Source organism: Klebsiella sp. GFKo11 (assembly GCF_056490265.1).
In genome coordinates this window covers 4,002,716-4,022,130 of the sequence record NZ_CM151369.1, presented here as the reverse complement: position 1 = coordinate 4,022,130, position 19,415 = coordinate 4,002,716, and the positions used below count along the sequence as shown (strand labels likewise).

The following is a 19,415-nucleotide window of genomic DNA, read 5'->3' as shown; positions in this document are numbered from 1 at the left end:
ATGACGGAGCAACTTCATTTTTCTGAGCTCTGGCCGCACTGGCCGGAGCTGCTGGCGGGGCTGTGGGTGACCATTCAGCTGACGGTGCTGGCGACCATCGGCGGCCTGACGATAGGCATTTTGGGCGCGGCTATCCGCAGCGGGCGCACCACGTGGTTCAGCCGAATTTGGGGCGGGTATGTCGAACTGATTCGCAACACGCCGTTTGTGGTCCAGCTTTTTTTTATCGTCTTCGGCTTACCGAATCTGGGGCTAAAGATGACGGCCGGTGAAGCCGCGCTGCTGGCGATGGTGGTGAACCTCGGGGCCTATAGTACCGAGATCGTGCGCGCCGGAATTCAGGTGACGCCGAAAGGGCAGTGGGAGGCAGGGCGCGTGCTGGGATTGACCCGAACGCAGACCTTTATTCAGGTGATTTTGCCGCCCGCGCTACAGCGTATTTATCCGGCGCTGGTTAGCCAGTGCATTATCGTGATGCTCGGTTCATCGGTGGTGTCGCAGGTCTCTTATGAAGAGCTGACCTTCGCCGCCAACCTGATTCAGTCGCGCACCTTCCTCAGCTTTGAGGTGTATCTGGTGACGACGGGCATTTATTTAGTGCTGTCGATAACGATGCGCCAGTTGCTGATGGCGGCAGGGCGTAAATGGCTGGGGGTGCAGGCATGATGACCACCTTTACCGATTGGGATATTGTCCGCAATCTGCTGCTCGCCGGGCGCTGGACGGTGCTGCTGTCGCTGGTGGCGTTTATCGGCGGTGCGCTGGTCACTCTGCCGTTATTGCTGCTGCGTATGACCGGTGGACGCCAGGTAAAACGTCTGATCCGCGGCTATATCGAGCTGTTTCAGGGAACGCCGCTGCTGATGCAGCTGTTTCTGGCTTTTTTCGGCGTGGCGCTGTTCGGCATTGACGTTTCGGCATGGACCGCGGCGTCGCTGGCGCTAACGTTTTATACCAGCGCCTTTTTGCTCGATATCTGGTTTGGCAGCATTCGCGCTCTACCAAAAGGGCAGTGGGAAGCTTCGCGCTGTCTGGGGTTGAGCTTTGGTCAGACTCTATGTCGGGTGGTGGCCCCGCAGGCGCTGCGGATCGCTATCGCCCCGACGGTGGGTTTTGCCGTCCAGGTGATTAAGGGCACGGCGCTGGCGTCGATTATCGGCTTCGTCGAGCTGACGAAAGCGGGAACGATGCTGACCAACGTGACGTATCAGCCGTTTAAAGTCTTTGCGCTGGTGGCGCTGGGCTACTTCATTCTGTGTTACCCGCTGTCCCGCTACAGCCGTTATCTGGAGAACAAATTCAATGCCTCTCATCACCATTAATCAGATGCAGAAGTATTACGGCGATAACCACGTGCTCAAGGGTGTCGATCTGGATATCGATATGGGCGAAGTTATCTCGATTATCGGCCGCAGCGGGTCCGGCAAAAGCACGCTGCTGCGTTGCATTAATGGTCTTGAAGGCTATCAGGACGGCAGCATTAAGCTCGGCGGGATGACCATTACCGACCGCGATTCTCAGGCGCGGGAAATCAGCCGTTCTATCGGCATGGTGTTCCAGAACTTTAACCTGTTCCCGCATATGACGGCGCTGGAAAACGTTATGCTGGCACCGCGCCGGGTACTGAAAAAGAGCGCCGCCGAGTGCCGCGAACTGGCCCAGCGGATGCTGGAGAAAGTCGGGCTTGGCGACCGGCTTGATTACTACCCGTCCAGTCTTTCCGGCGGCCAGCAGCAGCGCGTGGCGATTGCCCGTGCGCTGGCGATGTCGCCAAAAGTTTTACTCTGTGACGAGATAACCTCGGCGCTGGACCCGGAGCTGGTTGGCGAAGTGCTCAAAGTGCTGGAGCAGCTGGCAGCGGAGGGAATGACGCTGATTCTCGTGACCCATGAAATGAATTTTGCCCGCGAAGTGGGCGACCGCGTAGTGTTTATGCATCAGGGACGCGTCTGGGAGCAGGGCGACAGCAAAACGCTGTTTGCCAACCCGCAGACCAGCGAGCTGAAGCAGTTTATTTCATCCGTGCGCGGCCTCAATCAATAAGGACTTAAAGATGGATATCACTCAGTTTTCGCAAATCAACCCGCCGTCGCGCCTGCTGATGGGGCCTGGTCCGATTAACGCCGACCCGCGCGTGCTACGCGCCATGTCGAGCCAGCTTATCGGCCAGTATGACCCGGCGATGACCCACTATATGAATGAGGTGATGGCGCTGTACCGTGGCGTATTTCGCACCGAAAACCGCTGGACGATGCTGGTGGACGGTACCTCGCGGGCGGGGATTGAAGCGATTCTGATTTCGGCTATTCGTCCCGGCGACAAGGTACTGGTGCCGGTATTTGGCCGCTTTGGTCATCTGCTGTGTGAAATCGCCCGCCGCTGCCGGGCGGAAGTACACACCATTGAAGTGCCGTGGGGCGAAGTGTTTACCCCGGATCAGGTTGAAGATGCCATCAAACGCGTGCGCCCGCGCCTGCTGCTGACGGTACAGGGCGATACCTCCACCACTATGCTGCAACCGCTGGCGGAGCTGGGGGAAATCTGCCGCCGCTACGATGTGCTGTTTTACACCGACGCCACCGCCTCGCTGGGCGGTAACCCGCTGGAAACCGATGCCTGGCAGCTGGATGCGGTGTCGGCGGGGATGCAAAAATGCCTCGGCGGCCCGTCCGGGACGTCGCCGGTGACGCTCAGTGCGCGCATGGAAGAGGCCATTCGCCGTCGTAAATGCGTGGAAGAGGGGATCCGTACCGATGCCCATCGCGACGGTGACGAAGAGATGATCTACTCCAACTACTTCGACCTCGGTATGGTTATGGATTACTGGGGGCCGGAGCGCCTGAACCACCATACCGAAGCCACTTCGGCGCTGTTTGCTGCCCGCGAATGCGCGCGTCTGATCCTGCAGGAAGGTCTGGATAACGGTATCGCCCGCCATAAACTGCACGGTGACGCGCTGGTAAAAGGCATCCAGGCGATGGGGCTGGAGACCTTCGGCGATCTGAAACATAAGATGAACAACGTGCTGGGCGTGGTGATCCCGCAGGGGATCAACGGCGACCAGGCGCGCAAGCTGATGCTGGAAGATTTCGGCATTGAAATCGGAACCTCGTTCGGCCCGCTGCACGGCAAAGTGTGGCGTATCGGCACCATGGGCTACAACGCGCGTAAGGATTGCGTGATGACCACTCTCAGCGCGCTGGAGTCGGTGCTCAACTATCTCAAATTCTCGACCACTCAGGGCGCAGCGATGCAGGCGGCGTGGGATCACTATCGCAGCGAGAGCGCGCAATGAGTCAAACAACACGCCAGCAGGCGGAGATACAGCAGGCCGCAGCGCGGGTCATGGCCCGCGCCGATGAGCTGGCCGCAATCAGTGAAACGCCGGAGGGATTGACCCGGGTTTATTTGTCGCCCCAGCATCTGCGGGCCAACCAGCAGGCGGCGCTGTGGATGACCCAGGCCGGAATGACCGTCTGGCAGGACAGCGTCGGCAATATTTGCGGGCGCTACGAAGGGGAACAGGAAGGCGCACCGGCTATCCTGCTGGGGTCGCATCTTGATACCGTGCGCAACGCCGGGCGCTACGATGGCATGCTCGGCGTACTGACGGCGATTGAGGTGGTGCACAGCCTGCACCGACAGGGGCGTCGGCTGAAAAAGGCTATCGAGATTGTCGGTTTTTGCGATGAAGAGGGGACGCGGTTTGGCATTACGCTGCTCGGCAGCCGCGGGCTGACCGGTACCTGGCCTGAGAGCTGGCTGGCGCAGACCGATGCCGATGGCATCAGCGTAGCGCAGGCGATGGTGCTGGCCGGGCTGGATCCGTCGCGCATTCACCTTGCTGCCCGCAGTAAGGAGGAGATAGCGGCCTATCTGGAATTGCATATCGAGCAGGGGCCGTGCCTGGAGCAGGAAGGACTGGCGCTGGGCGTGGTGGAGGCTATCAACGGCGCACGCCGCCTGAACTGCTGCTTTACCGGCGAGGCAGGGCACGCCGGGACGGTGCCGATGAGTCATCGCAAAGATGCGCTGGCCGCCGCCGCCGAGTGGATGGTGCTTGTAGAGACCCTGACCCGCGAGCTGGGTGGGAATCTGGTTGCTACGGTAGGGACGCTGCGCTGCGCTCCCGGCGCGGTTAACGTGATCCCCGGCGAAGTGACGCTGACCCTCGATATTCGCGGGCCGAACGACCAGCCGCTCGATGCGCTGTTGAGCAGGCTACTCGCGAGTGCGCAGGAAATTGCCGCTCGTCGCCATCTGCAATTCAGCGCCGAAGAGTTTTACCGCATTGCCGCCACCGCCTGCGATAGCGAATTACAGCGGGTATTAAGTGAGGCGGTGCAGGAGGTGCAGGGGTGTTCAGTTAGCCTGCCGAGCGGCGCCGGGCATGATGCCATCGCTATCGCCGAGTGTTGGCCGTCAGCGATGCTATTTGTGCGCTGCAAAGGCGGCATCAGCCATCACCCCGCCGAGTCGGTCACCACCGATGATGTGGCGCTGGCGATTGACGCTTACTCGCGCGCGGTGTTGAAGCTGTAAACGGATCCCGGAGGCGATGCTGCGCATCTGTCCGGGCTACTCGCTACCCAACCTTCAGACCGCACGAACCTGTAGCCCGGGCAAGGCGCTCTGCGCCGCCCCCGGGAAAGGCAGATCAGCATCAACATCCCCCGGGTTGCGGCTGACACCTTACCTGGGCTACCCAACCTTCGGACCGCACGAACCTGCAGCCCGGGCAAGGCGCTCTGCGCCGCCCCCGGGAAAGCAGACCTGAATCAACATCCCCCGGGTTGCGGCTGACATCTTACCCGGGCTACCCAACCTTCAGACCGCACGAACCTGTAGCCCGGGCAAGGCGCTCTGCGCCGCCCCCGGGAAAGGCAGATCAGCATTAACATCCCCCGGGTTGCGGCTGACACCTTACCCGGGCTACCCAACCTTCGGACCGCACGAACCTGTAGCCCGGGCAAGGCGCTCTGCGCCGCCCCCGGGAAAGGCAGATCAACATCAACATCCCCCGGGCCCTTGCAATTAAGACATTCGCAGCCATTTGACCGATCACTATTCCTAAAATGACCATTTTCCAGCCTCAATTGTGGAGAAATTATGGATTAATCAGTGATGTTAATGATAACTATTTGCACCAAGTCACGAAAATGGAGTTTCGATGCCTGTGCAATCTGCTTTCCCTTGCGCGTTTTTCAGCGCCGCTATTCTGCTGGTTTTCCCTGTTTCTCTGGCGGCTGCACCGCTAAGCCCGGCTGACCACAATACTATTGAGCAGCAGCAAAAAGCGCTGCTGGAACAGGCTCAGCAGCAGCGTGACTCGCTACAGGGTACTTCGCCACCCCCGCGTCTGCCTGATGCGCCAGCTTTGACCGAAGACAGTCGTTGTTATGCGCTTCAGCGCGTGGAGGTTTCCGGCGTGACGGTGCTCTCTCGTTCGGCGCAAACGCGCTTCGCTGTAGTTCCGGCTCGTGGTTGTATGACGTTTCAGGATATTCGCCAGCGCGTTCGGGACATCACCCAGACCTATCTCGAAAAAGGCTACATCACCTCCAGCGCCTGGCTACCAGAACAGGATATCTCCACAGGAAGGCTGAACATTGCCGTGACCGAAGGGCGAGTGGAATCGGTCCGCGTCGACGGCGAAAAAGAAGCATTGCTGCGGATGGCTTTTCCCGGTGTGGAAGGGCAGGTGCTTAATCTGCGCGATCTGGAACAGGGGCTTGAGCGCCTCAACCGGCTTGCTTCCCGCCAGTTAACCATCGATATCCTGCCGGGAAGCACCGCCGGATACTCGCAGGTTCAGTTGATCCCGACCAGCACCCGCTTTCCCGTCAGCCTGGCGCTTGGGGCGGACAATAGCGGGCAAAAAAGCACCGGTCGTGGGCAGATGAACGCCGGGCTGGTAGCAGACAACCTGCTGCGGCTGGCTGACCAGTGGTCGTTCTCCGCCGCCCGCGACAGCGAGTTTCACCACGATCGCCGCAGCCGCAGCCTGCAGGCGGGCGTCACCCTGCCTTATGGCTACTGGCTTTTCAGTGCGCAGTACGGCTGGTCCGACTTTTATCAGCCTGTTTCGACAGGGCAGTCATCCGCCAGCTGGCGTTATGACGGCAGCGTGCAGACTCAGCGTGCGACGGTGAACCGTACCCTGTGGCGCGACGGCAAACAGCGGCTGGCGCTGGATGTCGATTTCACCCGCCGTAAAACCGAAAACCGTCTCGGCGGCGTGCGTCTGAACGTCAGCAGTCCAACGCTCACTAGTCTGACTACCGGCCTTAACTACAGTCGCTTGCTGGCGGGTGGCTGGCTGACGGTCGGTCCCGCTTTCGCTCATGGTCTGGGCATCGCGAGAGCGACGGAAGACGACCCGGCGCATCCGTCGCTCCCGCGCAGTGAATATCGCCGTTTCAGCCTCAACGGCAGCTGGTTTTATCCCGTGACATCTTCAATGTACTGGCTGACCTCCGCATACGGCCAGACCACCCCCGATACCCTCTATGCCAGCGAGCGCATCTCCGTTGGCGGTCAGTATTCGGTCAGAGGATTTAAGGAGCAGTATCTGACCGGCAACCGCGGCGGCTACTGGCGTAATGAATTGACTTGGCAGTGGCTGACCCTACCGCGACTGGGGACGCTGTCGCTGACTGGCGCGCTGGATGCGGGGCATGTGATGAGCGAGAACGGAAAAATTGCCGGCGGCAACGTAGTCGGATCTGCTCTGGGACTGGAACTGAGCGGGCGCTGGTTTACGCAGTCGCTCTCCGTTGGCTTCCCGCTCGCCTGGCCCGATTCGCTGAGCCCGGATAAACCGGTGGTTTACTGGCAGGCCACCCTCACGCTTTAACTGCTGGCACAACAAATAAGGATGTTTATCACAATGGAAAAACCACTCCACCCGTTAGCGCGGGCGGCAGGCTGGCTGTTGATTTATCTGACCGCCGTGCAGCCCATGCACCCCGCCATTGCCGCCGGTATCACGGCGGCGAACGGCAACAGCAAAGTGGTGATGAAGCCGGGCAACGTCCCGGTGGTCAATATCGCCACGCCCAATTCTGCGGGTATCTCGCATAACCGCTACACCGATTTCAGCATTAATGCGCCCGGCGCGGTGCTGAATAACGCCACCGCTGCGGCGAAATCGCAGCTGGCCGGTGAGCTCGGGGCAAACCCGAATCTCAAAGGCAAGGCGGCGGAGCTGATTATCAATGAAGTGACGAGCGGCACCCGCTCGACGCTGAACGGCAAGCTGGAGGTGGCCGGGAAGAAGGCTAATGTGATGATAGCTAACCCGAACGGCATCACCTGCGACGGGTGCAGTTTTATCAATACCCCTGGCGTGACGCTGACCACCGGTAAACCGCAGCTGGATAAGCAGGGGGCGCTGAGCGCGCTGGAGGTGAAAAAAGGCAGCGTGATTATCGGCAGCAAGGGCCTTGACGGCGGTTCGGCGGAATATGTTGATGTGATCAGCCGGGCGACGGAGCTGAACGGTAAAATTCGCGGTCGCACGGTGAGCCTGACCCAAGGGGCGAACAGGGTTAATTTTCAGGACGGCAGCATTAAACCCATTGCCGGAGAGGGAACGAAACCTCAGCTGGCAGTAGACACCAAAGCGCTGGGCGGGATGTACGCCAATAAAATTCGCCTGGTAGCAACGGAAGCAGGCGTTGGAGTCAATCTTAATGACATCACCTCGACCCAGCGAGACATCTCGCTGACCACGGCGGGGAAAATCACCCTCGGCAACGTGAAAGCGCAGACCGACCTGAACGTCAGCGCCCGTAGCCTTGCCACTACGGCGGGTGCCAGCGTCAGGGCCGAACGCGATATGACCCTGGCTGCCACCACGCTGGAAAATCGCAGCGCCACCACCGCCCACGGCGATATGCGTATTTTCGCTGACACGGTGCGCAATACCAACGGCGCAGCGCTGCACAGCAACAAGAATATGTGGATCCAGAAGGACGCGAAGGGGAATAAGGCGAAGCTGGTGGAGAACCGTTCGGCGCGTATTCAGACCAATAGTGGCGACTTGGTGATACGGACGGACCGGCTTGAGAATGTGATTAATAAAGCTGAGACGGTGGTGCGGACGGAGAAGCCGGGAAGTGCGCTGGTGTCGAATAACCGGCTGGGTTGGTACTGGACACATTTAGGGCCGCACGGAACTGCTGTCATGGTTCCAGCAGGGGTAATTGGGGTGATGGATACCGGTGAGCCTGTGCGTTGGTTCGGAGCGGTAGATTTTGCAAACCTGACCTGGCTGAATACTGAAAAAAAGCGCTATACCGTGCAAATTCAGGGGGCCAGACCGGTTATCAGCGCGGGGCAAAATCTCTATATCCATTCCAGTAGTCTGGTTAACCGGCTGGGAGATATTAGCGCTGCTCGTGATGCAATACTGACCGGACGTTCACTGATTAATGAGAACCGTTATGAAGGGGTTTTGAAAAAGTATTTCTTCTTCGGAAGTAATCCTGTTCCCCGAGCCCTTGCCCCGGAGAAAGAAAAAGGGGTTTCTAGAATATATGGTTTTCAACAGGAGCATAAATTCCGCCATTCAAGTGAAACAACCGACTGGGTGCAGAGCAAATTACACGTTTCGCGTCTGAAAGCAGGTGGCAACCTGGTCGCTGACTTCTCTGAACGTATAGAAAGCAGCGTGCCCTATGCCACTGATGCTATGTATTCCGGCGTTATGTCGCGAGCGGAAACCATAACGGCAAATAATATTTTACTGCGTGCGGGACACATTATTACTGCCGATGTGATGAAAGCCACTGGTGATATCACTCTCTTATCCGATTCATTTACAAAAGTGGCTCTGGCACTGCTGACTGCGGGCAAAGATATTTCCATTCTGTCGGGCAGAAATGTTGATTCCTGGCAGAGTGAATTAAAGGGAAGAAATATTACCCTCGTCAGCCGTTCTGGTGATGTGAAATTGCACACCAGTGAGCAGCCTAATTACTTCCATGCCGACGGCATCCGCTGGCTGGGGAGTCTGGAAGCCACCGGCGATCTGTTCATTAACGCGGGCGGCAATATTCTGCTCAAAAACACCCGCCTGCCGGTACAGAGCAAAAATATCGCTATGACGGTGGGCGGTGATATCACCGTCGATAAAAATGAAGCGATGCTGGACCATCAGCACCCCGGCGTTCAGCTTTCTGCAGAGCGGAAACAGGAACTGTTTAACCGCATGCTGCCGGGCGACCCGCTGCGTGCATCGGGCGATATTACCCTCAGCAGCGGTAAAAACCTGACCTTAAAAGGTATTCGTGCGGAGGCTGGCGGGAACATCAGCATAACTTCAAGGGCGCAGGCTGATTTCAGTATGCGTACCCTCAGCGAACGTTTCAGCCCGTACTTCCCCACCAGTCGTACGCCAGAACTACGTAGCGTGCTGAAGGTAGGCAAAAACCTGCTGATCAGCGCGGCAGCGGATATCTCGCTGCCCGGCGCCAGCGTGGTCGCCGGAGATAAAACCACTCTACAGGCCGGAAGGCATATCCTGCTGCCAGCCAAAGGCTACAGCGTCACCGACAGCAAGAATGACAATAACCATGATGAACTGAACGTATTCAGCAGCATACGCGGCGCAAACCAACTGACGTTGGCGGCCAGTGGAACGATTCAGGCGGCGGGAAGCAGTCTGACCTCCAACGGCAATATCTTCCTGACCTCCGGCGGCAATATGCGCTTTGAGGCGGTGAAGGGGACGCAATATCGGGAAAAGGGCAGCAGCTGGAGCGAAGCGGTCACCCAGACCGGCGTCACGCTGAACTCAGGTGCGGCGCTGACGGTGATTTCCGGCGGCAGCATTCTGTTCCAGGCGACCCGGCTGATTGCAAAAGGCACGATGGACGTGGCGGCGAAAGGCGGCTGGCTGTATGCCCAGGCGATGGAGGAGTCGAGCCACTACGAGAAGAAAACCGTCAAACGCAAGTGGTGGGGTAAGAAAACCACCATCAAAAAGACGAAGCACGAGACGATAAAAAGGGTTACCGAGTTTACCGCCGGGGGTGATATTAACCTGCTGAGCCGCGACGACAGCACCTATGAGGCGAGTAAAATCGCGGCAGGGAAAAACGCTCGCCTCACCAGCACCAGCGGAAAGGTCAACTTCCGGGCGGTGAAAAATACCACTTTCGAGCAGACGGTAACTAACTCGAAAGGTTTTTACATCAAGCAGAGCAACCGGGGCTACAGCGAAGATAAATGGGTCCTGCCGTCAATCCATGCGGGCGGTAAGCTGACTATCGATGCGGCTAGCGGCATCAGCGCCGATGTGCGTACCCAAAACGCCCAGATGCTGCAGGGGGCCGTCACGGCATTGGGTGAATTGCCCGGCACCGCGTGGCTGAAGGGGCTGAATACCCGCAGCGATGTGCAGTGGAATGCGGTTAAGAACGCTTACGACGGCTGGAACCACCAGAGCCAGAGCCTGAATCCGGTGGTGGCGGCGGTGATTGCTGTTGCCGTTGCTGCTGTGACGGCAGGTGCCGGACTGGCCGCAGCGGCGGCGACAAGCGCGGTATCGGCCACTGGTGCGGCAGGCGCGACCGCGACGATGGTCTATGGCTCAGCCTATGCCGGGATGTCATCGCTGATGTCTCAGGCGGCGGTGGCGCTGGTTGAACACAAGGGTAACCTGTCGAAAACCCTGAAAACGATGGGCAGCAGCAGTTCGGTGAAATCGCTGGCGACGTCGATGGCGATTGGCGGCGCGCTGGCCGGGTTCGACAAGATGATGGCGCTGGACGTTCCGGCAGATAAAGCCCGCTTGCCTGTACTTATCAAAGATGAGGGCTGGACCAAAATCGCCCAGCGGGTTGCCGGGCAGTCGGTTATCAGCTCCAGCATGAACACCGCCATCAACGGCGGTAGCTATAAAGACAATCTGACCACGGCTCTGCTGGCTAACGTCGCTGGTCAGATTAATGCCGAAGGGGCAGGACTGATTGGCGATAACGGTCAGGTGCTGGGTCCGCAAGGTAAAATGCTCAGCCACGCGGTGCTGTCGGGCATCAGCGCCGAAATTGCCGGCGGCGATGGTAAGGGGGCTGCGGCAGGGGCGCTGGCGGCGGAGCTGGCTGCCATAACGCTAGGCAATATGTTTGTTGAGCCAGACACTCGAGATAATAAGATTCAGTCTGCGGGAAGAGTTATTGGTGCTATTACAGGAGCAGCGATAACAAATTCAGTTGCTGGAGTAAATAGTGGCGCAAATGCCGCCGAGAATGTACTTCGGTATAATTTTCTAATGCATGAAGAGCCAGCAAAATTTGCGAAAAAACTGGTTAACTGTAAGGGAAACAGCAACTGCGAAGTTGGAGTTCGCAGGGAAATGACTCAAATGTCAGTTCAAAATGAGAAGAGATTTGAGGGTTGCAGAGTTGCCGGAAACGGGGATTGTGTTAACGAAATGCTGATGGGAATCTCTCGTGCAAGTGGCTACAGGGAACTAGGGCTTCAGATTGGTTTTGATATTGCTGGTCAATATCATCAAATGGGTGAAAATGCATATAATCGATTTGATACCTGCGGATGGACTGCTGGTACTGGCTGCGCATTAAAGCTGTGGGGTAAAGAAGCTTTAGCGGATGCGACTATGTGGGCTGTTGGATGGGGAGCTGGCAAGTATGTTGTACCTGCCATTGGCAAATATCTTACTGATGTTGGCGTTCTGTCCCAAAAGGGGGCGCTGGCTAACATAAAAAGTGGGCAGATTGGTTTAAAGAAACCCGCAACAGTTGATTTGATTAAAGAACAAATGAAAAAAAATGAATTTGATTTTACCCTATTAAAAAATAGAGCAGGAGGTTATGTTGATAAGAATGGGAAGTATTTTTTCCTGGAAGGGAATCACAAACTCGTTGCTGCTAAGGAAATTTATCATGAAACAGGAAATCCTGTGTACATTGAAAAACTTATACAAAATGGTCGGTGGACATCTACTGAGGTTTACAAAGGTGACATACATCCTATACCCGTGAGGAAAAAATAGTATAGTTTTAAATATGGCTACAAAGTATAATTGTGGCCATGTTTTATAAAAAGTATGTTGTTAATTTAAAATAAGGTGGCAGTAATGAGGAAGAATGATATTTATCTTGATCTATTGCATGTGACGTTGATTCATCTGCGGATGGTCGCATCTTCAGGGCTACTTTATAGAATTAAGGATCGCTCTGCTTTATTTGAAACGGATTTGATTCATAAGTTTCATGTTTTTTTGTCAGAGGATGAGTTTGGAGATGATGATATTCAATTTCTTAATTATCAAGCCAGATATTACTATGAAAATTGCAACCAAAAAATCAGTATGCTTTATAATGATCACTTAGAAAGTTTTTCAAAGCTTTTTTCACTGGTCCCAGAACATTTGCAAGCAAAACTTGAGTGGAAGGGGCCTGGGATAGATTAATAATTGTATTGCGCTGAAATAATGTGAACAGCGATCTGATATCGCTATATAGTGAGCAATAAAGCTATGTTGTGCGTGCATTTAACGACTCTCGTTTTCCTGTGGAAGCTGGTTTCCAAAAAATGGAAATAGAACAGAAGCTTTCTGATGGGACAACTATTACCGTTCACTATCAGTACAACTTAACTACGAATAAAGCTTATGATATGAAGATTACGACTCCCCAACGAATCTAACAGGCCCCTAAGGCGGTGATAGATAGTATTAAGGATAGAATTAAATGAAGATTAGAGAAAATGATGGTGAAGTGGTCGATATTTATGCAATTTATTTTATCGATGGCGATGTAAATTTTTTAGGTATTCCTAGAGGTTATGGCGGATTAGCAGCTTATTCTGCTAATAAAGTTGAAGTCATTGATGCTGAAATAAAAGATAAATGTGTTTATTTTAAAAATAACGGATACGGTATTTTTCATTGGGCCTTAATTAATGAGTATCTATTAGATGAACTCCTGGAACTGGATGAGCAAGCGTATAAACGCTTTCTTGATATATTAAAAAAAGAAGGGAGAGTCGCATCTGATTTTTATTAATTCAAATGATCATGGCTTTGTATCGGGATAGTTCGCTGTAACTGTAAATGTATTAAAGATGATCGCTCAGGCGATCACCGAACTCGATAATAAAATGATTCATTGCTAGCTTGTGGTACAGAAATGCAATGTCTAAAAAATTACATAGTATGAACAAAGTGCAGAGGGAGTAACTTTTAGAGTATACTTGGATTCTGCAACAGGCTTAGTTAGACATTTTCTTCCTAAATAAAAATGGAGATCTTAGATGAACGAATTATTTGGTCAGCCATACGATACTACTGAAGAAAACTGGGTTGTTAAAGGATATTTTGATAGGATGTATAGTGATGGGAATTTTGTTCGAGCGATAAAGTTGCTTGTCGAAAGAAATGCATTAAATACTGACGGTGCTTATTGTGATTTTATAGATAACATTGACGACAGGAGTGTGGGGGTTGAATTTGCATGGGGCTACCCTCCTTCTGAAGACGAAACAGTAATTGTTAGCGAGGAAACATGTTTTGAATATTTAAAATTAGCTGCTAAGAAATATATTCAACGGCATCCTGAAGATGCATGTATAGTTCCAGGGATTATTAGTAAGTTAGCATGATGTATTGATTGTTAGATATGTGAGGTCGATGTCTATATTTATAACGCCGATCTTTTGATAATGCATTGATTAGAGAGTTCGCTGGCGGATTTGTTTCAAATCAGGTGAAATAATATGAAAAAACAGATGAATTTGATCGGTGGGAGAGAACGGTTGTTTTCCCATTTATACGTCAAAGGTTTGGGTATGCCTCTTCAGCATGCCTTATATATCATATGATAGAACAGTATGAGGATATTTATACTTATCTTATTAACGGTGAAAAAATTATCAAGATAGAAATATCCAGAGTTGATGGAGGTATTACCATTGATAATGTTAAATCTGTTTTGGAATATATGAAGGAAACGAAGAGGAGGGATTTTTAGGCATATTTAAAAGAATTGCTAGAGTTATCTAATCGAGATGACTGTCAACTTTGAATTTTAATTGGGTCACTCTTGAAGAGGTCAGGGTTTATCAGAATTAACTAATTGTAGTATTATTTTATATCAACTTAAATAATTAACAAATGGATCTGAATATTATTCATAATGAATGTTTATAGGGTATAAATTCGACAGAAGTCTTCATGGATTTGACCTGTCTTCTATTGGAGGAAAGTAATGTCAAAGTTGAGATGTAAATGTGGACATGTTATGGCAGTACACACAATGGAGGAGGGTTTTTTATATGATGTCGTCCCTCAAAAAAATATAATGGATATCGTCGGACTATGGGAGGATATCAGGACAAACAAATACCCTGATTTACTGACTAAACTATATGATAGGTCGGCAAAAGATGCGTATATATGCCCTTGCTGTGGGCGACTCTTGATAGAAAGTAAATTAGATCCAAATAAATTCGACTCATATGTTAAAGAAGTTGAGTAACAGAAAAATCCATCACTGTTACAGGAAGGGTATTAATCGGTAAGAGGTTTTTATGTCAAATTTAGCATGCTGTTGTGATTATGTAATGTGAAAAATATCAGCATTGAGCAGGGAGGGATATGAAAGTATTGTTTTTGAAGATATACATACTTATCTGGAGGGGTAAAATGGAATTATTATCTGAGTGCTGTAGTCTGGAATTGTTATCGATAGATTATGACATACATACAGGATTAATAAAATATCAGTTGAGTGGTGATAGTATTAATGGGGTTTTCCTGGCAAGAGCCTCTTGTGGGAATGAGGTAAAGTGTATTACTGTTAATAATGGCTTTGACGAGTTTCTAATGTTATTAATGCCTTTACAGCCGAAAATATATTCAATGCTGGGTGAGTTAATATGGGGTTATATCAATGGAGAAAATATATTTTTCCTCAAAAGTTAATTGATTGACATTCAGTGAATGTCTATTTTAATATAAAATCAAAAAGGATTGGGATATCCATGGTGAATTATGATGGAATTGGAATGAGCTGGTATAGTAAATATTTATGTGGTTTAATTTATAGGTGAAATGAAAATAGGATAATAGAACTATGAATGTTAATGACTTTAAAAATAAAATAGAACCTACTCTCTCTGAGTATTTGTTTGAGTACAGTTTCTTTTCTGATGGTGATTTTGGAGATCTGGAACGTGTCGAGTTTAAAGGTCATCAGAAAATAGGCGCGGTGGAATTTTGGTCAAAAGGTTATATTGGTATTGATATTTATGATATTCAACTTGACGATCAAATATTTAACATATTGATTAGCCCTGAGGAAGAACCGTCGGAAGCTATAGAAAGGCTGATGAAAATTCTAAATGATATAAGAATTAATAACAATTAAAACGACGGTATGAAATATGAATGAGTTTGTTTTAGATGGTGGGTAAATAGATTCCGAAGCTGATTTTCATCGCGAGATTTCTGCATTGTTAAATTTTGGTGATTGTTACGGTAGTAATCTCGATGCGTTATGGGACAGGCTAAGTACAGATGTAGAAAGGCCAGTAAAAATCATTTGGGTACACTCTGAATTATCAAGGTTCGTTCTCAGAGAGTCTTTTGATAAAATCATAATTATTTTCGAGAGGATTAAACAACGAGATATTCAGTTTGACTGGAAGGAACGGTTTGACTATATGTTAAAGTAAAAGAGTTTATGTTATCGAATCAGATATTTTGCTTAGATTCTACCCCGGTAATTTATATCAAACCCTGTTTTCGAGCGAGAACCTGAACTTCAGATAGTATTACTCAGTTGACTCGTGGTAAAGCCTCTTGTTTTGGGACACTATTTTCTGCTAAAAGCGAGTATTATATCAGAGGAATTGAGATGGGAAGAATAATGGGAATAGATACTTTTACAAGTATTATGATGGTCCTTGCTGATATGAATGAAATCTTATCAGGGAGCATAAAATGAAGTTAATAGGTTCACGCACTGAAGATATAAATGGAAGGGAGTTGGTGAACTCGGCTTTGTTTATTAGAAGGAGAGAGAAAATAATCAATTTTCTTACTGAAAAATATGGAGAGGTTAGATCTGCCTACGCGCTAAGTGATACTCCAGAACAAGGGGGGAACATATATAGAATATTAGTCAATGGCGCTTTCGTTGTAGGGTTTGAATTGTCAATGGAAGATGAGGAAATTAGTGATGTTTTCGAATAGTCAGTTCTTTCTTATCTCCGTGAATTAAAGGGGCGGTCGGATAGGTTGCATTTAGCATTGGTTCTTGAATTGGCCAACAGATAATAAATTATAAGGGACTTAGTAGAGAGTTTTCTGTTGTAAAGAACGGTGATGCTTCCAATTAGTAGAACATGTGTTTTTCAATAAACGTCCCGATGACTTTTTCGTGGATCTCTACTGAACGCGAGAAGCAGATTGTTTTACGAGCCAAGCGCTTAATGCGGGTGCGCAGCGTCAGGTTATTGTGCTCAATCCGTTGGGTGAATATTTTTCCGGTCAGATGCTTATCCTTCGGCACCTCCCGGCCATAGCTGCCCCAGTCGTCGCTGGTGATCATGCCGATGTTGAATGGCGTAAGCAGTGCCAGTAGTTCCCGGCAGGTTTCATCGGTACGGGGACCAAAAGTGTAGGCCAGTACACCCCCTGTTTTGGTGTTATACGCGTACCAGAGCCAGTGTTGCCGGGCTTTACTGCCAACGAAACTCCATTGCTCATCAAGTTCGCAGATAAGCGCCACATCAGCATGAGCAACGGGCGAAGACGTTATTCGCTTTGGCGTGAGTTTTTTAAAGTCCGGATGACGGTGTTAATGCCAATTTTCAGTGTTCTGGCGGTATCGCGAACCCCGGCGCCATTGAAGGCCATTTCAGTGATCAGCTCTTTAATGCCCGGCTTACGGGCCTCATAAGTGTAAGTGAGCTGAAAAACGCGGTGGCAGTCACGGCAGCGAAATCTGTCATGGCCTTTAGGGTTCTGACCATGGCGGTAGACCTGTGCAGACTGACAACGAGGACAATGAATGTTAACGCTGGCCATGAAAGAACCTCAAAAGCCCGCATTATACATCAGATTCAACTAATTAGAGGCATCACCTAAAGAACATGTATTGCACGTTTATAATTGCTATCTGATTAGATTAAGGTGAATTTGGCGCTTATGATGAAATTGATAAGCAAAACTGGAATGTTTTTACTTTTCGTTCAGGTGGGAAATGAAAAAATTAAAGAAGGTTGGATTTTACAAAGAATTGCCTCATGGTGGCGAGAATGATGATTCTTTAATAAATTCGATAAATAATTTTGTATATATCAATCTATCAAAGGTTTTAGGTTATCTTGAACATGGGTATTTGTTGATGGTCGCTCCTGCCGTTCTTACAGATTTATTGTCTGAAGAACAAAAATATATAGGAACGCTTACCATCCAAACTGATGGTGCATGGGCTTGGCCAGGCGATCTTGCCTATTATATACAGCACTACGGTGTGTCTTTACCTGAGGATTTTTTACATCATATGGAAAATAGGGACTGGAATGTTGTTGACGTAGATATAAATAATTTAATATTATGATATTTCTGCTCCTTGCCATTGATATGTCGGTGGATATTAAATACGGAGGGCATTATTGTTCTCTAAGGTTGGTTAAAATGATGCTGAAAATTAAATTTCCAGATAACTTAATTACCGGAATGCTCTCAAAGCAAAAAAATATACCATGTAGAGTTCAGGTTTCTGATAAGTTTGAGGTCATGTTTTTTACGGTTATTCCAGATACACTCGGGATTGTCTATGATTGGGACCGAGAACTCTTTGAGGAACGAGCCATGGCAGGAGCTGGGGGGATGTATACTCATTACAAGCCTGCACTAATAACTTTAAACCAGGAAAGTGATGATATATATGAGATTGTTGAACTGTCTTTATTTTATAATGATTTTGGATGGTGCCCTGTAATACATAATGGAGCGTATGCACCTCCAGTTAATTTTTGGGATTCTGATGACGAGGATCCTGATTATGTTCCTGGTTCTTAATCAGGAAGAATATCTCAACCATTGGCACTGTGATGAATTGCCGATTTTTACATGGCCTCTTTGGTTTTGAAAGGGACCTGATGCAATAACAATCTCAAATTAAATGTTTGATAGGGTGAATCTCAGGTGATCTTTTGCAAACATCACTTCGATAATAATTTCATATAAGCCCAACCCACCAAAACTGGAAAGCACCTCCCACAGTCCCAAAAAGTCCTCCCCAACCCGCACCGATAGCTAAATCCCTATCAGGAGAACCCTATACCATCCGCGGCACTGACTTCGTCGCCATGGACTGGTAGTACGTTGGAAAAATTCCGCGGGGTCAGTCCACTCTCTCTTTCGCTGATATCCCCCATTTACGGGTAATGCGCCTTTAAAGTTCGCTCGAACACCGTTGGCTGGTATGCTTAACACATGGTAAGCCACGTTGTTGAGAGACCTACCCATGCCTGAACGCGAAAAAAATATCAATATTCAACCACTCTCCGCTATTTCCCGAACGCATTTTCTTCCCGCACTGCTGACGATCGTTGCCGTATCCGGCCTGTGTGCATTTGTATCGCCGCCGCTGGGGCCCTGGAGTGCGATTTTGTCTAATCCTGGAATGTATATTGACCTCCTGGCGCTGCTTTTTCTGCTGTTTATATTGTGGAGTTCAACCAAAGTACGCATGAACCATGTGGCGGTTAACTGGGTACGCTACGGGCTTCTGCTGTGGATTGCCGGGGGAACGTTTGACCTGATGGACGAAATCTTCCGCCAGCCGCGCTGGATGGGCTACTACTGTGAAGACCTCTTGCGCCTGTCCGGGATGCTGCTGACCGCTATCGGGATCTACAAAATCATCGAGCGTATCAATCTCCTGTACGTCGATGCGCGTTCTCAATCGCTGAAGGATGAGCTGACCCAGTTGCCAAACCGCCGCTTCTTTATCGACACCATCCGTGAGAAAGAGGGGCATTCGCTGGCGTTAATGATTGTCGATATCGATTTCTTTAAGAAAATCAATGACACCTACGGCCATCTGGTGGGCGATGAAGTATTGTTTGCCCTCGGTAAGCAGCTGGCGAAGCTCACCAGCGATAAGGTGTTGCCATCGAGGATCGGCGGAGAAGAGTTCGCCATTATTGTTGATGGCCTGTCGGCGCAGGAAGTTGATGAACTGGCGCAGTCAATTTTGCAAAATGCCCGCGCAATCCTGATTAATCACGATAATCCGCTGTCGATCAGCATTGGCGTCGGCCTGCGCAATCAGGATGAACCGCAGAATGAGTTTATTAAAAAGGTCGATGACGCGCTCTACAAGGCGAAAAATAGCGGTCGCGGGCGCGTGGAGTGGGCCGCATAGCGC

At 50.5% G+C, this 19,415-nt stretch carries 18 protein-coding genes; 17 read left to right on the top strand and 1 reads right to left on the bottom strand.

Features of this window, described 5'->3' with window-relative positions; all coding sequences use genetic code 11:
• The 14 genes from AC07P6_RS19620 (at position 1) to AC07P6_RS19555 (ending at position 16,225) form a co-directional block, all read left to right on the top strand.
• Positions 1-666 carry an amino acid ABC transporter permease gene (locus tag AC07P6_RS19620; RefSeq protein WP_434659283.1) on the top strand — a complete coding sequence of 222 codons (666 nt, stop codon included), beginning with the start codon at positions 1-3 and terminating at the stop codon, positions 664-666.
• Positions 666-1,322 carry an amino acid ABC transporter permease gene (locus tag AC07P6_RS19615; RefSeq protein ID WP_167492880.1) on the top strand — a complete coding sequence of 219 codons (657 nt, stop codon included), beginning with the start codon at positions 666-668 and terminating at the stop codon, positions 1,320-1,322. Before AC07P6_RS19620 ends, AC07P6_RS19615 begins: the two co-directional genes overlap by 1 nt.
• Positions 1,303-2,043 (top strand): amino acid ABC transporter ATP-binding protein, encoded by a 741-nt coding sequence (locus AC07P6_RS19610; RefSeq protein ID WP_004100907.1) that lies wholly within the window; start codon positions 1,303-1,305, stop codon positions 2,041-2,043. Before AC07P6_RS19615 ends, AC07P6_RS19610 begins: the two co-directional genes overlap by 20 nt.
• A 10-nt stretch (positions 2,044-2,053) precedes the next feature.
• Entirely contained in the window at positions 2,054-3,295 is a 1,242-nt protein-coding gene (locus tag AC07P6_RS19605) for a pyridoxal-phosphate-dependent aminotransferase family protein (RefSeq protein WP_139541125.1), read from the top strand.
• Complete coding sequence (gene hpxK, locus AC07P6_RS19600) at positions 3,292-4,542, top strand: allantoate amidohydrolase (RefSeq protein WP_478314305.1); 1,251 nt, start codon at positions 3,292-3,294, stop codon at positions 4,540-4,542. The genes AC07P6_RS19605 and hpxK overlap by 4 nt, the downstream gene beginning before the upstream one ends.
• Before the next feature lie 628 nt (positions 4,543-5,170).
• A complete protein-coding gene (locus AC07P6_RS19595; RefSeq protein WP_478314303.1) occupies positions 5,171-6,856 on the top strand; it encodes a ShlB/FhaC/HecB family hemolysin secretion/activation protein in 1,686 nt (561 codons plus the stop codon).
• Between the two features lie 33 nt (positions 6,857-6,889).
• Entirely contained in the window at positions 6,890-12,022 is a 5,133-nt protein-coding gene (locus tag AC07P6_RS19590) for a two-partner secretion domain-containing protein (protein ID WP_478314301.1), read from the top strand.
• An 84-nt stretch (positions 12,023-12,106) separates the two neighbouring features.
• A complete protein-coding gene (locus AC07P6_RS19585; RefSeq protein WP_478314299.1) occupies positions 12,107-12,442 on the top strand; it encodes a hypothetical protein in 336 nt (111 codons plus the stop codon).
• A 280-nt stretch (positions 12,443-12,722) separates the two neighbouring features.
• The gene (locus AC07P6_RS19580) at positions 12,723-13,037 is read left to right on the top strand and encodes a hypothetical protein (protein ID WP_478314297.1); all 315 of its coding nucleotides are present in this window, start codon (positions 12,723-12,725) and stop codon (positions 13,035-13,037) included.
• A gap of 247 nt (positions 13,038-13,284) precedes the next feature.
• A complete protein-coding gene (gene cdiI, locus AC07P6_RS19575) occupies positions 13,285-13,632 on the top strand; it encodes a ribonuclease toxin immunity protein CdiI (protein WP_478314295.1) in 348 nt (115 codons plus the stop codon).
• A 1,042-nt stretch (positions 13,633-14,674) separates the two neighbouring features.
• The gene (locus tag AC07P6_RS19570) at positions 14,675-14,953 is read left to right on the top strand and encodes a hypothetical protein (RefSeq protein ID WP_478314293.1); all 279 of its coding nucleotides are present in this window, start codon (positions 14,675-14,677) and stop codon (positions 14,951-14,953) included.
• Positions 14,954-15,104: 151 nt separating this feature from the next.
• Positions 15,105-15,398 carry a hypothetical protein gene (locus AC07P6_RS19565; RefSeq protein WP_478314291.1) on the top strand — a complete coding sequence of 98 codons (294 nt, stop codon included), beginning with the start codon at positions 15,105-15,107 and terminating at the stop codon, positions 15,396-15,398.
• 85 nt (positions 15,399-15,483) lie between these two features.
• On the top strand, positions 15,484-15,705 hold the full coding sequence (locus AC07P6_RS19560; protein WP_478314289.1) for a barstar family protein: 222 nt from the start codon (positions 15,484-15,486) through the stop codon (positions 15,703-15,705).
• Positions 15,706-15,973: 268 nt separating this feature from the next.
• On the top strand, positions 15,974-16,225 hold the full coding sequence (locus AC07P6_RS19555; protein WP_478314287.1) for a hypothetical protein: 252 nt from the start codon (positions 15,974-15,976) through the stop codon (positions 16,223-16,225).
• A gap of 142 nt (positions 16,226-16,367) precedes the next feature.
• On the opposite strand, the gene AC07P6_RS19550 is transcribed toward AC07P6_RS19555, so the two are convergent.
• A protein-coding gene (locus tag AC07P6_RS19550; RefSeq protein ID WP_134801794.1) for an IS1-like element IS1N family transposase occupies positions 16,368-17,062 on the bottom strand; the annotation gives its coding sequence in 2 pieces (ribosomal slippage) (positions 16,368-16,816 and positions 16,816-17,062; 696 coding nt in all).
• Between the two features lie 175 nt (positions 17,063-17,237).
• Here AC07P6_RS19550 and AC07P6_RS19545 point away from each other — a divergent pair.
• The 3 genes from AC07P6_RS19545 to AC07P6_RS19535 all read left to right on the top strand — a co-directional run bounded on the left by AC07P6_RS19545 (position 17,238) and on the right by AC07P6_RS19535 (position 19,412).
• Positions 17,238-17,597 carry a hypothetical protein gene (locus tag AC07P6_RS19545; protein ID WP_478314285.1) on the top strand — a complete coding sequence of 120 codons (360 nt, stop codon included), beginning with the start codon at positions 17,238-17,240 and terminating at the stop codon, positions 17,595-17,597.
• A gap of 77 nt (positions 17,598-17,674) precedes the next feature.
• Positions 17,675-18,061: a hypothetical protein gene (locus tag AC07P6_RS19540; RefSeq protein ID WP_478314283.1), complete on the top strand. Its 387-nt coding sequence runs from the start codon at positions 17,675-17,677 to the stop codon at positions 18,059-18,061.
• 448 nt (positions 18,062-18,509) lie between these two features.
• On the top strand, positions 18,510-19,412 hold the full coding sequence (locus tag AC07P6_RS19535; RefSeq protein WP_478314281.1) for a GGDEF domain-containing protein: 903 nt from the start codon (positions 18,510-18,512) through the stop codon (positions 19,410-19,412).
• Positions 19,413-19,415: the final 3 nt, after the last annotated feature.

Coding starts and splice junctions, on each gene's coding strand:
- AC07P6_RS19570 (WP_478314293.1), top strand. CDS start 14,675: ATGGAATTATTATCTGAGTGCTGTAGTCTGGAATTGTTATCGATAGAT.
- AC07P6_RS19620 (WP_434659283.1), top strand. CDS start 1: ATGACGGAGCAACTTCATTTTTCTGAGCTCTGGCCGCACTGGCCGGAG.
- AC07P6_RS19610 (WP_004100907.1), top strand. CDS start 1,303: ATGCCTCTCATCACCATTAATCAGATGCAGAAGTATTACGGCGATAAC.
- AC07P6_RS19545 (WP_478314285.1), top strand. CDS start 17,238: ATGAAAAAATTAAAGAAGGTTGGATTTTACAAAGAATTGCCTCATGGT.
- hpxK (WP_478314305.1), top strand. CDS start 3,292: ATGAGTCAAACAACACGCCAGCAGGCGGAGATACAGCAGGCCGCAGCG.
- AC07P6_RS19595 (WP_478314303.1), top strand. CDS start 5,171: ATGCCTGTGCAATCTGCTTTCCCTTGCGCGTTTTTCAGCGCCGCTATT.
- AC07P6_RS19555 (WP_478314287.1), top strand. CDS start 15,974: ATGAAGTTAATAGGTTCACGCACTGAAGATATAAATGGAAGGGAGTTG.
- AC07P6_RS19605 (WP_139541125.1), top strand. CDS start 2,054: ATGGATATCACTCAGTTTTCGCAAATCAACCCGCCGTCGCGCCTGCTG.
- AC07P6_RS19615 (WP_167492880.1), top strand. CDS start 666: ATGACCACCTTTACCGATTGGGATATTGTCCGCAATCTGCTGCTCGCC.
- AC07P6_RS19540 (WP_478314283.1), top strand. CDS start 17,675: ATGATGCTGAAAATTAAATTTCCAGATAACTTAATTACCGGAATGCTC.
- cdiI (WP_478314295.1), top strand. CDS start 13,285: ATGAACGAATTATTTGGTCAGCCATACGATACTACTGAAGAAAACTGG.
- AC07P6_RS19535 (WP_478314281.1), top strand. CDS start 18,510: ATGCCTGAACGCGAAAAAAATATCAATATTCAACCACTCTCCGCTATT.
- AC07P6_RS19590 (WP_478314301.1), top strand. CDS start 6,890: ATGGAAAAACCACTCCACCCGTTAGCGCGGGCGGCAGGCTGGCTGTTG.
- AC07P6_RS19585 (WP_478314299.1), top strand. CDS start 12,107: ATGAGGAAGAATGATATTTATCTTGATCTATTGCATGTGACGTTGATT.
- AC07P6_RS19580 (WP_478314297.1), top strand. CDS start 12,723: ATGAAGATTAGAGAAAATGATGGTGAAGTGGTCGATATTTATGCAATT.
- AC07P6_RS19565 (WP_478314291.1), top strand. CDS start 15,105: ATGAATGTTAATGACTTTAAAAATAAAATAGAACCTACTCTCTCTGAG.